The 14,553-nt window shown below is 69.4% G+C and carries 14 protein-coding genes; 12 read left to right on the forward strand and 2 right to left on the reverse strand.

Annotated features, from left to right (window positions below; translation table 11 throughout):
* Position 1 precedes the first annotated feature (1 nt).
* From ftsL to murD, 6 genes are all read left to right on the forward strand, one after another.
* On the forward strand, positions 2-349 hold the full coding sequence (ftsL, locus tag ACRDNQ_RS02485; protein ID WP_431827041.1) for a cell division protein FtsL: 348 nt from the start codon (positions 2-4) through the stop codon (positions 347-349).
* On the forward strand, positions 346-2,127 hold the full coding sequence (locus tag ACRDNQ_RS02490) for a peptidoglycan D,D-transpeptidase FtsI family protein (RefSeq protein WP_431827042.1): 1,782 nt from the start codon (positions 346-348) through the stop codon (positions 2,125-2,127). Before ftsL ends, ACRDNQ_RS02490 begins: the two co-directional genes overlap by 4 nt.
* 17 nt (positions 2,128-2,144) lie before the next feature.
* Positions 2,145-3,635 (forward strand): UDP-N-acetylmuramoyl-L-alanyl-D-glutamate--2,6-diaminopimelate ligase, encoded by a 1,491-nt coding sequence (locus ACRDNQ_RS02495; RefSeq protein ID WP_431827043.1) that lies wholly within the window; start codon positions 2,145-2,147, stop codon positions 3,633-3,635.
* On the forward strand, positions 3,632-5,053 hold the full coding sequence (locus ACRDNQ_RS02500) for a UDP-N-acetylmuramoyl-tripeptide--D-alanyl-D-alanine ligase (RefSeq protein ID WP_431827044.1): 1,422 nt from the start codon (positions 3,632-3,634) through the stop codon (positions 5,051-5,053). The genes ACRDNQ_RS02495 and ACRDNQ_RS02500 overlap by 4 nt, the downstream gene beginning before the upstream one ends.
* Positions 5,053-6,138: a phospho-N-acetylmuramoyl-pentapeptide-transferase gene (gene mraY / locus ACRDNQ_RS02505; RefSeq protein WP_431827045.1), complete on the forward strand. Its 1,086-nt coding sequence runs from the start codon at positions 5,053-5,055 to the stop codon at positions 6,136-6,138. The genes ACRDNQ_RS02500 and mraY overlap by 1 nt, the downstream gene beginning before the upstream one ends.
* Before the next feature lie 131 nt (positions 6,139-6,269).
* On the forward strand, positions 6,270-7,667 hold the full coding sequence (murD, locus tag ACRDNQ_RS02510; RefSeq protein WP_431827046.1) for a UDP-N-acetylmuramoyl-L-alanine--D-glutamate ligase: 1,398 nt from the start codon (positions 6,270-6,272) through the stop codon (positions 7,665-7,667).
* Positions 7,668-7,671: 4 nt separating this feature from the next.
* Here murD and ACRDNQ_RS02515 read toward each other — a convergent pair whose 3' ends face one another.
* Both ACRDNQ_RS02515 and ACRDNQ_RS02520 read right to left on the reverse strand, forming a co-directional pair.
* Entirely contained in the window at positions 7,672-8,604 is a 933-nt protein-coding gene (locus ACRDNQ_RS02515; protein WP_431827047.1) for an L-lactate dehydrogenase, read from the reverse strand.
* A 39-nt stretch (positions 8,605-8,643) separates the two neighbouring features.
* Positions 8,644-9,156, reverse strand: a complete 513-nt coding sequence (locus tag ACRDNQ_RS02520; RefSeq protein ID WP_431827048.1) for an SRPBCC domain-containing protein — start codon at positions 9,154-9,156, stop codon at positions 8,644-8,646.
* A 206-nt stretch (positions 9,157-9,362) separates the two neighbouring features.
* On the opposite strand from ACRDNQ_RS02520, the gene ftsW reads away from it, so the two are divergent.
* The 6 genes from ftsW to murB are packed head-to-tail and all read left to right on the forward strand — an operon-like array spanning position 9,363 to position 14,548.
* Entirely contained in the window at positions 9,363-10,529 is a 1,167-nt protein-coding gene (gene ftsW / locus ACRDNQ_RS02525; protein WP_431827049.1) for a putative lipid II flippase FtsW, read from the forward strand.
* 42 nt (positions 10,530-10,571) lie between these two features.
* Positions 10,572-11,672 carry an undecaprenyldiphospho-muramoylpentapeptide beta-N-acetylglucosaminyltransferase gene (gene murG / locus ACRDNQ_RS02530; RefSeq protein ID WP_431827050.1) on the forward strand — a complete coding sequence of 367 codons (1,101 nt, stop codon included), beginning with the start codon at positions 10,572-10,574 and terminating at the stop codon, positions 11,670-11,672.
* A 29-nt stretch (positions 11,673-11,701) separates the two neighbouring features.
* Complete coding sequence (murC, locus tag ACRDNQ_RS02535) at positions 11,702-13,096, forward strand: UDP-N-acetylmuramate--L-alanine ligase (RefSeq protein WP_431827051.1); 1,395 nt, start codon at positions 11,702-11,704, stop codon at positions 13,094-13,096.
* Positions 13,093-13,365, forward strand: a complete 273-nt coding sequence (locus ACRDNQ_RS02540) for a DUF2484 family protein (protein ID WP_431827052.1) — start codon at positions 13,093-13,095, stop codon at positions 13,363-13,365. Before murC ends, ACRDNQ_RS02540 begins: the two co-directional genes overlap by 4 nt.
* On the forward strand, positions 13,362-13,619 hold the full coding sequence (locus ACRDNQ_RS02545; RefSeq protein ID WP_431827053.1) for a DUF2484 family protein: 258 nt from the start codon (positions 13,362-13,364) through the stop codon (positions 13,617-13,619). Before ACRDNQ_RS02540 ends, ACRDNQ_RS02545 begins: the two co-directional genes overlap by 4 nt.
* Positions 13,616-14,548, forward strand: coding sequence for a UDP-N-acetylmuramate dehydrogenase (murB, locus tag ACRDNQ_RS02550; protein ID WP_431827054.1), 933 nt, complete (start codon positions 13,616-13,618; stop codon positions 14,546-14,548). The genes ACRDNQ_RS02545 and murB overlap by 4 nt, the downstream gene beginning before the upstream one ends.
* The last annotated feature ends 5 nt before the right edge of the window (positions 14,549-14,553 follow it).

Below are 14,553 nucleotides of genomic sequence, written 5' to 3' on the forward strand. Positions count from 1 at the left end.
CATGCGATCGGTCTTCTTCATCGCCGTCGCGCTGTGCGTGGTGGGACTGGCGAGCTGGGCCTACCAGGAGAACTACCGCACGCAGGACTCCCTGCGCGAGGTCGAGCGGCTGAACGCCGAGATCGCCTCGCTGCGCGAGACGCTGGGCGTGCTGCGGGCGGAATGGGCCTATCTCAACCGGCCCGATCGCCTGCGCGACCTGTCGGACCTGAACTTCGACCGGCTGGGGCTTTTGCCGCTGTCGCCCGACCAGTTCGGGCAGGTCGACCAGATCACCTATCCGATGCCCGACGATTGGTCGGTGACCGACTCGATCGAGGTGCGCGGCGACCTGGAGAGCTTCCCATGAGCCGTATCCCCCTTCGCCCCCTTGCCGCCATCCTGCGCGCCCGCGCCCAGGGCGAGAACCCCGACGTAATCGAACGCGAGAACATCCGCCGTCGCCACGAAGAGATGCGCGACCGCGAGCGCCAGCGCGCCGAGGGGCGGCTGCTGGTGCTGGGCGTGTTCTTCCTCGTGGGGTTCGTGCTGATCGGCGTGCGCATGGGCCATCTGGCCGGGTCCGAACCGGCCGAGCCGCGCGCCGCGGCCACGGGCAATTCGATCCTCGCACAGCGCGCCGACATCGTCGACCGCCAGGGCCGGATCCTGGCCACGAACCTGACCACGCATTCGCTGTATGCCCAGCCCCCGATCATGGTCGACAAGGAGCGGGCCGCCCGCGAGTTGGTCCGGATCTTCCCCGAGCTTGACGAGGCCAAGCTGATCGAGCAGTTCACTGGGCCGCGCAAGTTCCTGTGGATCAAGCGGAACATCTCGCCCGAACAGAAGCAGGCCGTGCACGACATCGGCGATCCGGGCCTGATGTTCGGCCCGCGCGAGATGCGGCTTTATCCCAATGGCAAGTTGGCCGCGCATATCCTGGGCGGGGCCGGCTTCGGGCGCGAGGGCGTCAACTCGGCCGAGATCGTGGGCCGCGCCGGCATCGAAAAGCAGTTCGACGACTACCTTCGCGATCCTGCGAACGAAGGCGCGCCGCTTCAGCTGTCGATCGACCTGACAATCCAGGACGCGGTCGAGCGCGTGCTTCACGGCGGCATGATGCTGATGAACGCCAAGGGCGCGACCGCGGTGATGATGGATGTCCATACGGGCGAGATCGTCGCGCTGGCCTCGCTGCCCGATTTCGACCCCAACGATCGTCCCGCGCCGGTCACTCAGGGCGACCCGGCCGACAGCCCGCTGTTCAACCGCGCCGTGCTTGGGGTCTACGAGCTTGGGTCGACCTTCAAGATCCTGACCGTGGCGCAGGCGCTCGACGAAGGTCTGGTCAATCCGACCACGATGCTCGACACGCAGGGGCCGATGCGCTGGGGCAAGCACCGCATCAGCGATTTCCGTAACTACGGCCCGCAGTTGTCGGTGACCGACGTCATCGTGAAATCCTCGAACATCGGCACGGCGCGGATGGCGCTTCAGATCGGGAGCGAGCGCCAGAAGCAGTTCCTTGAAAAGCTTGGGTTCTTCCAGCCGACTCCGGTCGAGCTGGTCGAGGCGCCCACCGGCCGCCCGCTTCTGCCGCGCCAGTGGTCCGACATCTCGACGATCACCATCTCCTATGGCCACGGCCTGTCGGCCAGCCCGCTGCATCTTGCGACGGCCTACGCCTCGGTCCTGAACGGCGGCACGAGGATCACGCCGACGCTTCTGAGGCGGGCCGCGCCCGAGCCCGGCGCGCGGATCGTCTCGGAACGCACCTCGGCGCAGGTCCGCTCGATGATGCGCGAGACGGTCGTGCACGGCACCGCGACCTTCGCCGATGTCCGCGGCTACGAGGTTGGCGCCAAGACCGGCACCGCCGACAAGCCCAAGCGCACGGGCGGCTACTACGACGACAAGGTGATCGCGACCTTCGCCGGGATCTTTCCGTCGAGCGACCCGAAATACGTGCTCGTCGTGACCCTTGACGAGCCGGTCGAAACTTCCGGGACCGAGCCGCGCCGGACCGCCGGCTGGACGGCGGTGCCGGTGGCGGCCGAGATCATCCGCCGCACCGCGCCGCTGCTTGGCCTCACCCCGGTCATTGAACCCGCCCCCGAGGATGCGCTAACACTCACGTCAAACTAGAACGGGTTGGGGCGAGCATGGGAACCCGGGCCATCGCGCGATCACTGGCAGAGCTCGGGCTGACCGCCCCGGGTGCGGGCGAGGTGCGCGTCACCGGCCTTTCTGTCGACAGCCGCGATGTGCGCGAAGGGCACCTTTTTGCCGCGCTGCCCGGCGCGCGGGTTCATGGCGGCGAGTTCATCCCCTATGCCATCCGCCAGCGCGCAGGCGCGATCCTGACCGACAAGGACGGCGCGCGCATCGCCGGCGACGAGATCCGCGCCTCGGGCATCCCGCTGATCGTGGCCGAGGACCCGCGCCAGGCGCTGGCCTATGCCGCGGCGCTGTGGTTCGGGCATCAGCCCGACATCGTGGTCGCCGTCACCGGCACGAACGGCAAGACCTCGGTCGCCAGCTTCACCCGGCAGCTCTGGAGCGCGATGGGCGAACCGGCGGTGAACCTTGGCACCACCGGGGTCGAGGGCGACTGGTCGAAACCCCTGGGCCACACCACGCCCGAGCCGATCACCCTGCACCGCACCCTGGCCGAGATCGCGGCCCAGGGCATCGCGCATTGCGCGATGGAGGCATCGTCGCACGGGCTGGACCAGCGCCGTCTCGACGGCGTGCGGCTGGCGGCGGCGGGGTTCACCAACCTGACGCAGGATCACCTCGATTATCACGGCACGATGTCGGCCTATCGCGATGCCAAGGCGCAGCTTTTCGCCCGTATCCTGCCTGAGGACGGCACCGCCGTCATCAACATCGACGACGGCTATGGCCCCTACATGCGCGACGTTGCCGAGGCGCGGGGGCAGGATCTGCTGACCGTGGGCACCCGCGCCGACGCGGCGTTGCGCATCGTCGCGCAGCGCTATGACGCCACCGGGCAGGACCTGCGGTTCGAATGGAACGGGCAGGCCCACCAGCGGCGGCTGAACCTGATCGGCGGGTTTCAGGCGGCCAACGCCCTGGTCGCCGCCGGGCTGTGCATCGGCAGCGGGTCCGACCCGCGCGCGGTCTTCGACGCGCTCGAGCATCTGACCACGGTGCGCGGCCGGATGCAGCACGTCGCCACGCGCGACAACGGCGCGACCGTCTTTGTCGACTACGCCCACACGCCCGACGCCATCGCGACCGCGCTCAAGGCCTTGCGCCCGCATGTGCTGGGCCGTCTGGTCATCGTCTTCGGCGCCGGCGGCGACCGTGACCGCACCAAGCGTCCGCTGATGGGCGAGGCGGCGGCGCGCCATGCCGACGTGGTGTTCGTGACCGACGACAACCCCCGCTCGGAAGATCCCGACGTGATCCGGGCGGCGATCCGGCAGGGCTGCCCCGAAGCCAACGACGTGGGCGACCGGGCCGAGGCGATCCTGCGCGGGGTCGATGCCCTTGGCCCCGGCGACGCGCTTCTGGTCGCCGGCAAGGGCCACGAGACCGGGCAGGTCATCGGCGGCGCTGTCCTGCCCTTCGACGATGCCGAACAGGCCAGCGTCGCGGTCGCGGCGCTTGATGGGCGCATCGCATGAGCGCGCTCTGGACCGCGGACGCGGCGGCGGCCGCGACGGGTGGCCGAACGACGACGGACTGGACGGCGACGGGCGTCTCGATCGACACGCGGACGCTTGAGCCGGGCGATCTGTTCGTCGCGCTCACCGATGTGCGCGACGGGCATGATTTCGTGGCCGACGCGCTGGCAAAGGGGGCGGCCGCGGCGCTTGTGTCGCGCATTCCCGAGGGCGTGCCGCCGGAGGCGCCGCTTCTGGTCGTGCCCGACGTTCTCGAGGCGCTGGGCGCGCTGGGCCGGGCGGCGCGGGCGCGGACCGGGGCCAGGGTGGTGGCGATCACCGGGTCGGCCGGCAAGACCTCGACCAAGAAGATGCTGGCCGATGCGCTGGCCGGGCAGGGGCGGGTGCATGCCGCCGAGAAGAGCTATAACAACCACTGGGGCGTGCCGCTGACGCTGGCGCGGATGCCGGCCGGGACCGATTTCGCGGTGATCGAGATCGGCATGAACGCGCCCGGCGAGATCGCCCCCCTGACGCGCATGACCCGGCCCCACGCCGCCATCGTGACACTGGTTGCGGCCGCCCATCTCGAGGCCTTCGGCAAGATCGAGGGGATCGCGCACGAGAAGGCGTCGATCTTCGTCGGGCTCGAGCCCGACGGCACGGCGATCCTGAACGGCGATCTGCCGACGACGCCGATCCTGCGCGACTGGGCCGCGCGCCATGCGGGACACGAGGTCCTGTTCGGCGCGGGCGCGGGGGCGGAGTGGCGGCTTTCCTCGGCCGCTGTCGACGACAGCGGCACCGACGTCGTGATCGACGGACCCGCAGGGCGGCTGACGTTCCGCCTTGGCACGCCGGGGCAGCATTTCGCGATGAACGCGGCGGCGGTGCTTGCGGCGGTGGCGGCGGTCGGGGCCGATCCGGCCCGGGCCGCGCGCAACCTTGACGGCTGGGCGCCGCCGGGCGGGCGCGGCGTGTCGCAGCAGATCGCGCATCCCGACGGCGGGACGCTCACGCTTGTCGACGACGCGTTCAACGCCAACCCGGCCTCGCTTTCCGCGGCGCTGGCGGTTCTGGCGGCCGCGCGCCCGGCGCCGGGCGGGCGGCGCGTAGCGGTTCTGGGCGACATGCTCGAGCTTGGCCCGGACGAGGCGCGGCTTCACGCCGAGGTGGCCGGGCACCCGGCGCTGGCCGAGATTGCCACGATCCACTGCGTCGGTCCCCGGATGCACCACCTGTGGGAGGCGCTGCCCGAGGCGAAGCGGGGCCTCTGGGCCGAGCGGGCCGAAGCGCTGTGCCCCCGCCTTGCCGAGATCGCGCGGCCCGGAGACGTGGTGCTGGTCAAGGGCTCGAAAGGCATCCGGGTGAGCCTGATCGTCACGGCATTCATGGACGCGGCGGCCAGGGACCGCGGCGCCGAAAAGGGGACTGACTGATGCTTTTCTGGCTGACCGGGTTCTCGGACGGGGGGGATTTCTTCAACCTCTTCCGCTACATCACCTTTCGCGCCGGCGGGGCCTTCTTCACGGCGCTGGTCTTCGGGTTTCTGTTCGGACGACCGCTGATCAACCTTCTGCGCCGTCGCCAGAAGAAGGGCCAGCCAATCCGCAGCGACGGGCCGGAGGGACACATCCTGTCGAAGGCAGGCACGCCGACGATGGGGGGCCTTCTTATCCTGTCGGCGCTGGTCGTCTCGACCCTGCTCTGGGCGCGGCTCGACAACGGCTATGTCTGGCTGGTGCTTTTCGTGACGGTCGGCTTCGGGCTGGTCGGCTTCGCGGACGATTATGCCAAGGTCACGCAGCAGACGCACAAGGGCGTGTCGGGCAAGCTGAGGCTGGCGATCGGCATCGTGATCGCCGCCATCGCGGGCTACTGGGCGGCCACGCTGCATCCCGAGGCGCTGACGAACCAGCTGGCGCTTCCCTTCTTCAAGGACGTGCTGGTGAACCTTGGCGTTCTCTTCGTGCCCTTCTCGATCCTGGTGATCGTGGGTTCGGCCAACGCGGTGAACCTGACAGATGGGCTGGACGGACTGGCCATCATGCCGGCGATGATCGCGGCCGGCACGATGGGCGTGATCGCCTATGCCGTGGGCCGGGTCGACTTTTCGGAGTATCTCGACGTGCACTACGTCCCGGACACGGGCGAGATCCTGGTGTTCTCGGCCGGGCTGATCGGCGGCGGGCTGGGGTTCTTGTGGTACAACGCGCCGCCGGCCGCGGTCTTCATGGGTGATACCGGATCGCTTGCGCTGGGCGGCGCGCTGGGGGCGATCGCGGTGGCCACCAAGCACGAGATCGTCCTGGCGATCGTCGGCGGCCTCTTCGTGGTCGAGGCGCTGAGCGTCATCATCCAGGTCGCCTATTTCAAGCGCACCGGCAAGCGCGTCTTCCTGATGGCGCCGATCCACCATCATTTCGAGAAGCAGGGCTGGGCCGAGCCGCAGATCGTGATCCGCTTCTGGATCATCTCGCTGATCCTTGCGCTGATCGGGCTGGCGACGCTGAAGGTGCGGTAGGCGGGGTCGCGAAGCCGGAGGCGAGACGCGGGGGTCGAGACGCGGGGGTCTTCCACCCCCGCACCCCCGAAAGGTATTTTCCGCCAGAAGAAGCACCGGCCTGGCGGCGCGGAACGATGTCGGAGGAATGCATGATCCCGGTCAGAGGCTATGAAGGGGCGAAGGTGGCGGTCCTGGGGCTTGGCCGGTCGGGGCTGACGGCGGCGCGGGCGCTGGCCGCGGGCGGCGCCGAGGCGCTGTGCTGGGACGACAGCCCGGAAGCGCGCGCCCGGGCCGAGGCCGAGGGGCTTGTCCTGCGCGACCTCGGCCGCGACGGCGCCTGGGACGGCGTGGCGGCATTGATCGTGTCGCCGGGCATTCCGCATCTTTACCCCGCGCCGAACCGCGTGATCCTGGCCGCGCTCGCGGCCGGGGTTCCGGTCGACAACGACATCGGGCTGTTCTTCCGCTCGCTGGGTCGCGCCGAGTGGGAGGACCTCGACACGCCGCCCCGGGTGATCGCGGTGACGGGCACGAACGGGAAGTCGACGACGTCGGCGCTGATCCACCATGTTCTGGGCGAGGCAGGGCATGAAAGCCAGCTTGCCGGAAACATCGGGCGCGGCGTGCTTGACATCGATCCGCCGGGCGAGGGCGGGGTCGTGGTGCTGGAATTGTCGAGCTACCAGACCGAGCTTGCCCGGGCGCTGACGCCGGACGTGGCCGTGTTCACCAATCTCACCAGCGACCATCTTGACCGGCATGGCGGCATGGGCGGCTATTTCGCTGCCAAGCGCCGGCTCTTCGCCGAGGGCGGGCCGGACCGCGCGGTGATCGGGGTGGACGAGACCGAGGGGCTGTTCCTGGCCGGGCAGATGGCGGAAGGCCCGGGCGACGACCGGGTGATCCGGGTCTCGGTCGAGCGCAAGCTGGCCGGTCCGGGCTGGTCGGTCTTCGCGCGCAAGGGGTTTCTCAGCGAATACCGCAAGGGGCGACAGGTCGCGTCGCTCGACCTGCGCGGCGTCAGCGGTCTGCCCGGGTCGCACAACCACCAGAACGCCTGCTGCGCCTATGCCGCGGTGCGCGCGCTGGGCGTCGCGCCGAAGGCGATCGAGCAGGCCTTCCACAGCTTCGCCGGCCTGCCGCACCGCAGTCAGCTGGTGGCCGAGCGCGCCGGCGTGCGCTTCGTCAACGACAGCAAGGCGACCAACGCCGACAGCGCCGCGCGGGCGCTTGCCGCCTTCGACCGCATCCGCTGGATCGTCGGCGGACAGATGAAGGAGGGCGGGCTTGGCCCGGCAAAGGCGCATCTCGATCGCGTCGTGAAGGCCTATGTGATCGGCCGGCAGGCGCGCGAGGTGGCGCTCGAGATCGCGCAGACCCCGCATGAGGTTTGCGAGACCATGGCCCAGGCCGTCGCCCGCGCCGCAGCCGAGGCCGCGCCTGGCGAGACGGTGCTTCTGGCGCCCGCCGCGGCAAGTTTCGACCAGTACGACAACTTCGAAAAGCGCGGCGAGGACTTCATCGCCGAGGTCGCCAAGCTCGGCTGACCGGTCAGAGCGTCAGCGCGTCTGCGGTGGCCTTCAGAAGTTCGGCGCTGCGGCGCAGGGCATCGTGCTCGGCGCGGTCGAGTTCCGGAAACAGCGCGGCGGTGACGCCCGCGCGGCCCACCACGCGTGGCACCGAGAGCGCCACGTCGCTTACGCCCTCGACCTCGGGGGTGAGGATCGACACCGACAGCACCGCCTGCTCGTCGCGCAGGATTGCCCGGACGATGCGGGCCAGCCCCGCGCCGATGCCGTACCACGTGGCGCCCTTGCCCTCGATGATCGTGTAGGCGGCGGTGCGCACGCCGTGGTCGATCCGGGCCACCACGTCGTCGGTCAGCGCCGCGCCGACCTGAGCCGCGAAGGCCCGGATCGGCACCGAGCCGGCGCGCGCCGCCGACCAGGCCAGAACCTCGCTGTCGCCATGTTCGCCCAGGACATAGGCGTGCACCGACTGCGGCGCGATGCCAAGGTGCGCGCCCAGAAGCGACCGGAAGCGCGCGGTGTCGAGGATGGTGCCCGAGCCGATCACGCGGGTGGGCGGCAGCCCGGACAGGCGGGTGGCGACGTCGGTCATGATGTCGACGGGGTTGGTGGCGACCAGCAGGATCGCATCCGGCGCGACGCGCAGCACCTCGCCCACGATAGCGCGAAACACCTCGGCGTTGCGGCCCAGCAGCTCGAGCCGCGTCTCGCCGGGTTTCTGGCTCACGCCCGCGGCCAGGATCACGACATCGGCGCCCTGAAGCCTGTCGTAGCCGCCCGCGCCCATCTGCGTCGCCGAGGCGAAGGGCACGGCATGGGCGATGTCCTGCGCCTGCGCCAGGGCAAGGGCGGCGTCGCGGTCGACCAGCACGACCTCGCGCACCGTTCCAAGAAGCGCCAGCGCATAGCCCGCAGCGCTGCCGACCATGCCGGCGCCGACGATCCCGACCTTCATGACGCTCTCCCTGTTTGCGCGGGGTCGAAGGTGAGGGCTTCAGGCGTCCGAGTCAAAGGCGCCGTCGCCTCGGGACCAGCCGGGCAAGAGGCCGTCAAGGCGGGCATAGCCTTCTTCCATGCCCTCAGCCATCGGCGTGCGCGCGGCCGCATCCCGCGCCCGGGACGACGAGTAGAGGACATGCATGTCCATCAGCGTTGCCTCTCCTTCGTCCAGGAAAAGGGTCGTCACCGTGGTCTCGCCGTCTGTCCAGTCCTCGTCGAAAAGCTCGGTGTGGACGATACGGCGGGGCGGGTCGATCGCGACGAAGCGGCCCCGCACGATCATTTCCGGGCGCTGGGGGATCGCCCAACCCCAGACGAAGCGGCCGCCTTCGCGAAAATCCATCTCGCAGGTGATCATCGGATAGTCCCGCGCATAAAGCCATTGCCTGACCAGCGACGGATCGGTGAAGGCGGTCCAGACCGCCTTGCGCGGAGCATGGAAGCGGCGCCGGATGCGCAGGGCGGCGGCATCCTCGGGGGCGATGGTCAGGGGGGCGTGCTGTGGCAACAGCTTGTCCTTTCGGTCGCGCGCGGCTCCCGGCCTTGGGCGTGGTCGCGTCGCGTCGGATCCTACCCGATGCGCGGCGAGTCGCGAAATGGATCCGGCTTCTTGCCCGGCCCGCATCAACGCACTGGCGCGGACGCCCATGATTCGCTAGACTCGCATCCAGACCCGGCAAACGGGCGATCAGAGGCAGAACGAGCGGGCGGTCCATGACAGAGATGGTCTATGGCGTCATGCCGGCGCGGGAAGGGGATCCGATTCTCCCCCGCTGGTGGCGCACGATCGACAAGTGGTCCTTGTCGGCGGTCTTTTTCCTTTTCGCGATCGGCATCCTGCTGGGTCTTGCCGCTTCGGTTCCGCTGGCCGAGCGGAACGGACTTCCGCCCTATCACTATGTCCAGCGTCAGCTGTTCTTCGGGGGGCTGGGGCTGGGGACGATGGTGGTCGTGTCGATGATGTCGCCGCAACTGGTGCGGCGGATCGGCGTGATTGGCTTTCTTTTCGCCTTCGTCGCGATCATGTTCCTTCCGGTCTTCGGCACCGACTACGGCAAGGGCGCGGTGCGCTGGTATTCGCTGGGCTTCGGCTCGGTGCAGCCGTCGGAGTTCCTCAAGCCCGGCTTCGTCATCGTCTCGGCCTGGCTGATCGCCGCCAGCCACGAGATCAACGGACCGCCGGGGCGGCTTTACTCCTTCATTCTGGCGCTGATCATTTGCGTCTTTCTGGCGCTGCAGCCCGATTTCGGGCAGGCGTGCCTGGTGCTGTTCTCCTGGGGGGTGATGTATTTCGTCGGCGGCGCGCCCTTCCTCCTGCTTCTCGGGATCGCGGGTCTGGTGGTCTTCGGCGGCACGGTCGCCTATTCCAACTCGGAACACTTCGCGCGCCGCATCGACGGGTTTCTGGCGCCCGAGGTCGATCCGCGCACCCAGCTGGGCTATGCCGCGAACGCCATCCGCGAAGGCGGTTTCTTTGGCGTGGGCGTGGGCGAGGGCCAGGTGAAATGGTCGCTGCCCGATGCGCATACCGACTTCATCATCGCCGTCGCGGCCGAGGAATACGGGCTTATCCTCGTCCTCGTGATCCTGCTTCTTTACGCCACCATCGTGGTCCGGTCGGTCATGCGCCTGATGCGCGAGCGCGACCCCTTCATCCGGCTGGCCGGCACCGGTCTGGCCTGCACCTTCGCCGTGCAGGCGATGATCAACATGTCCGTCGCCGTGCGCCTCTTGCCGGCCAAGGGCATGACGCTGCCGTTCGTCAGCTACGGCGGGTCCTCGCTGATCGCGGGCGGCATCCTTGTCGGGATGCTTCTGTGTTGCACGCGCAAGCGGCCGCAGGGCGATTTCGCCGAGATCCTCTATCGGGGCGGGCGATGAACGGTCGTCGCCGGCCCCGCGTCGCGACCGGGGCTGCGCCCAATGGCTGAGGCGCCGCTTCTGGTCATCGCCGCGGGCGGCACGGGCGGGCACATGTTTCCCGCGCAGGCCCTGGCCGAGGCGATGATCGCGAAGGGCTGGCGGGTCAGGCTGTCGACCGACGCGCGCGGTGCGCGCTACGCCGGTGGATTTCCCACGGCCGTCCGGGTCGACGAAGTCGCGTCGGCCACCTTCGCCCGGGGCGGGGTTGTGGCGCGGCTGCTGGTGCCGTTTCGCATCCTGGCCGGCATTCTTGGCGCGATCGGGGCGATGCTGCGCGACCGGCCAGCCGGCGTCGTGGGCTTCGGCGGGTATCCGTCGATTCCGGCGCTGTCGGCGGCCTGGGTGCTGCGCGTGCCACGGATGATCCACGAACAGAACGGCGTGCTGGGTCGGGTGAACCGGCTCTTCGCCCGCCATGTCGACGCGCTGGCCTGCGGGATCTGGCCCACGGACCTGCCAAAGCGCGTCAAGGCCGAGCACACCGGAAACCCGGTGCGCGCGGCCGTCCTGACCGAGGCCGGCACCGTCTACCGCGCCCCTGACGGCGGGACGGTCGAGCTTCTGGTGATCGGCGGAAGCCAGGGCGCGCGCATCCTGAGCACGACCGTGCCGGCCGCGATCCTTGCCTTGCCCGAGGCCCTGCGCGCCCGGCTCCGGCTGACCCATCAGGCGCGCGAGGAAGACGCGGACGCCGTGGCCGAAGCCTATGCGACGGGTGGCGTGGCGGCCGAGGTGCGGCCCTTCTTCGACGACGTGCCGCGCCGCATGGCCGCCGCGCAGCTTGTGATCAGCCGCGCCGGCGCCTCGAGCGTGGCCGAAATCTCGGCCATCGGGCGCCCGGCGATCCTGGTGCCCTATGCCGCGGCCACCGCCGATCACCAGACCGCCAACGCGCGCGGGCTGGCCGAAGCGGGCGCGGCGATCGTGATTTCCGAATCCGCCCTTGCGCCCGAGACGCTCTCGGCCCAGATAGCGGCGGTTCTTTCGGACCCCGATGCGGCGACACGAATGGCCGAAAAGGCCCGGGCCGCAGGCCGGCCGGACGCGACGCGCCGGCTGGTGGCGATGGTGGAAGATTTGACAGGCGAGAGGCAGAAATGAACGTATTGGCAGGCGTCAAAGGACTTTACATGAACGCGACGAAGCTTCCGACCGAGATGGGGCCGATTCACTTCGTGGGAATCGGCGGCATCGGGATGTCGGGCATCGCCGAGGTGCTGCTGAACCACGGCTACCGCGTGCAGGGCTCGGACCTAAAGGCCAGCCCGATCACCGAGCGGCTGGAAACCCTGGGCGCCACGGTCTTTGTCGGCCAGACGGCCGAGAACCTTGCCGATGCCGAGGTGGTCGTCATCTCGTCGGCGATCAAGCCGGGCAACCCCGAGCTTGACGCGGCGCGCGCGCGCGGCCTTCCCGTGGTGCGCCGGGCCGAGATGCTGGCCGAACTGATGCGCCTGCGCTCGAACGTGGCGGTCGCCGGGACCCACGGCAAGACGACGACCACCACAATGGTCGCGACGCTTCTCGACGCGGGCGGCTTCGATCCGACCGTGGTCAACGGCGGGGTGATCCACGCCTATGGCTCGAACGCGCGGGTCGGGCAGGGCGAGTGGATGGTGGTCGAGGCCGACGAATCCGACGGCACCTTCAACCGCCTGCCCGCCACGATCGCCGTCGTCACCAACATCGACCCCGAGCACATGGAGCACTGGGGCGATTTCGACCGCCTGCGGCAGGGCTTCCAGGACTTCGTGTCGAACATCCCGTTCTACGGTCTCGCGGTGTGCTGCACCGACCACCCCGAGGTGCAGGCCCTTGTCGGGCGCATCACCGACCGCCGGGTCGTGACCTTCGGCTTCAACGCCCAGGCCGACGTGCGCGCGGTCGACCTGCGCTATGAAAATGGCGTGGCGCATTTCGACATCGCGCTGGCGAACGACGACATGGTGATCGAGGGCTGCACGCTGCCGATGCCGGGCGACCACAATGTCTCGAACGCGCTGGCCGCCGTCGCCGTGGCGCGCCACCTCGGCATGAAGGCGGCCGAGATCAAGGCCGCGCTGGCAAGCTTCCGGGGCGTGAACCGCCGCTTCACGAAAGTCGGCGAAGTCAACGGCGTGACGATCATCGACGACTACGGCCACCATCCGGTGGAAATCGCGGCCGTGCTGAAGGCCGCGCGCCAAGCCACGAAGGGCCGGGTCATCGCCGTGCACCAGCCGCACCGCTACACGCGCCTGTCCTCGCTCTTCGAGGATTTCTGCACCTGCTTCAACGAGGCCGACGTCGTCGCCATCGCCGAGGTCTATGCCGCCGGCGAAGACCCGATCCCCGGCGCCAGCCGCGACGATCTGGTCGCGGGCCTGATCCGTCATGGCCATCGACACGCGCGCGCGATCGTGTCCGAGGACGACCTCGAGCGTCTGGTGCGCGAACAGGCGGGCGAGGGCGACATGGTGATCTGCCTTGGCGCCGGCACGATCAGCGCCTGGGCCCGCAACCTGCCCGAGCGGCTGAAGGGATGAGCCTGTCGCTGACCCTTGGCTGCCTCTGGGTGATCGCCTCGGCGATCACCGCGATGCTGCCGATGCGCCTTCAGTACGCGCCGGGGGTCGTCCTGCTTCTGGCCGCGCCGGTCCTTCTGATCCTCTTGGGGATCGAGCATGGCCTGCTTTGGGCCGGGATCGGGCTGTTCGCTTTTGTCTCGATGTTCCGCAATCCGCTGATCTATCTGGGGAAAAAGGCGCTGGGCCTGCCCGTGCCGCCGCCGCCGGGAAGCGAGGATCGGGCATGACCGCGCCGGTGGTCCTTGGCCTTGTCTGGCTTGTTCTGGCGAACGTGATCGGCATGTTTCCGTCGCGCCACCAGCACTGGCCCGCGGCCTATGGGCTGATCGCGGTGGGCATCCCGCTTCTGGGCTGGATCACCTATCTTTCGGGGCCCTGGGTCGGGCTGATCTTCCTTGCCGCGGGCGCGTCGGTCCTGCGCTGGCCGGTGCGGTACCTGCTGCGCTGGCTGCGCACGGCCGTCCTGCGGAGCGAGGGATGATCCCGACACCGCGCGGCACGCTGACCGCGAACCGCCCGCTGGCCGACCTGACCTGGCTGCGCGTCGGCGGGCCGGCGGACTGGCTGTTTCAGCCCGCCGACCTGGACGACCTTGCCGCCTTCCTGCGCGATCTCGACCCCGGGGTGTCGGTCTTCCCCATGGGGGTCGGGTCGAACCTCATCGTGCGCGACGGGGGCATCCGCGGCGTCGTGGTGCGGCTTGGACGCGGCTTCAACGCGGTCGGCATCGACGGCGCGCGGGTCACCGCCGGGGCGGCGGCCCTGGACGCGCATGTTGCGCGGAACGCCGCCCAGGCCGGGATCGACCTGACCTTCCTGCGCACGATCCCGGGCGCGATCGGCGGGGCGGTGCGGATGAACGCGGGCTGCTATGGCAGCTACGTGGCCGATCACTTCGTCGGCGCGACGGCGGTGACCCGGGCCGGCCAGGTGGTGACGCTGACTCATGCCGACATGGGGTTCGCCTATCGCCAGACGCAGGTGCCGCCCGACACGATCATCGTGTCGGCGACCTTCGAAGGGCCGCGGGGCGCGCCTGCGGAACTTGAGGAGAAGATGGCCGCGCAACTGGCCAAGCGCGACGCCACGCAGCCCACGAAGGACCGCACGGCGGGGTCCACCTTCCGCAATCCGGCGGGGTTTTCCTCGACCGGGCGTGCCGACGACACGCACGAACTGAAGGCCTGGAAGCTGATCCAGCAGGCCGGGATGCAAGGGGTTGCGCTGGGCGGTGCGGTCATGAACCCGATGCACGCCAACTTCCTGACGAACACCGGCGCGGCCACCGCGGCCGAGCTTGAGGCGCTGGGCGAGAAGGTCCGCGAAAAGGTATTCCAAAACAGTGGAATATCGCTAGAATGGGAAATCATGAGGGTCGGCGAACCGGCCCCGTCTGAGGCAGAACGATAACAGGC

Origin of the sequence: Saliniferula longa, from assembly GCF_050789285.1 — a bacterium.
Classification (GTDB): Bacteria; Pseudomonadota; Alphaproteobacteria; order Rhodobacterales; family Rhodobacteraceae; genus CAVPWP01.

Excerpts from the sequence above, each read along its gene's own strand:
- ftsL (WP_431827041.1), top strand. The coding sequence starts at position 2 with ATGCGATCGGTCTTCTTCATCGCCGTCGCGCTGTGCGTGGTGGGACTG.
- ACRDNQ_RS02490 (WP_431827042.1), top strand. The coding sequence starts at position 346 with ATGAGCCGTATCCCCCTTCGCCCCCTTGCCGCCATCCTGCGCGCCCGC.
- ACRDNQ_RS02495 (WP_431827043.1), top strand. The coding sequence starts at position 2,145 with ATGGGAACCCGGGCCATCGCGCGATCACTGGCAGAGCTCGGGCTGACC.
- ACRDNQ_RS02500 (WP_431827044.1), top strand. The coding sequence starts at position 3,632 with ATGAGCGCGCTCTGGACCGCGGACGCGGCGGCGGCCGCGACGGGTGGC.
- mraY (WP_431827045.1), top strand. The coding sequence starts at position 5,053 with ATGCTTTTCTGGCTGACCGGGTTCTCGGACGGGGGGGATTTCTTCAAC.
- murD (WP_431827046.1), top strand. The coding sequence starts at position 6,270 with ATGATCCCGGTCAGAGGCTATGAAGGGGCGAAGGTGGCGGTCCTGGGG.
- ACRDNQ_RS02515 (WP_431827047.1), bottom strand. The coding sequence starts at position 8,604 with ATGAAGGTCGGGATCGTCGGCGCCGGCATGGTCGGCAGCGCTGCGGGC.
- ftsW (WP_431827049.1), top strand. The coding sequence starts at position 9,363 with ATGACAGAGATGGTCTATGGCGTCATGCCGGCGCGGGAAGGGGATCCG.
- murG (WP_431827050.1), top strand. The coding sequence starts at position 10,572 with ATGGCTGAGGCGCCGCTTCTGGTCATCGCCGCGGGCGGCACGGGCGGG.
- murC (WP_431827051.1), top strand. The coding sequence starts at position 11,702 with ATGAACGCGACGAAGCTTCCGACCGAGATGGGGCCGATTCACTTCGTG.
- ACRDNQ_RS02540 (WP_431827052.1), top strand. The coding sequence starts at position 13,093 with ATGAGCCTGTCGCTGACCCTTGGCTGCCTCTGGGTGATCGCCTCGGCG.
- ACRDNQ_RS02545 (WP_431827053.1), top strand. The coding sequence starts at position 13,362 with ATGACCGCGCCGGTGGTCCTTGGCCTTGTCTGGCTTGTTCTGGCGAAC.
- murB (WP_431827054.1), top strand. The coding sequence starts at position 13,616 with ATGATCCCGACACCGCGCGGCACGCTGACCGCGAACCGCCCGCTGGCC.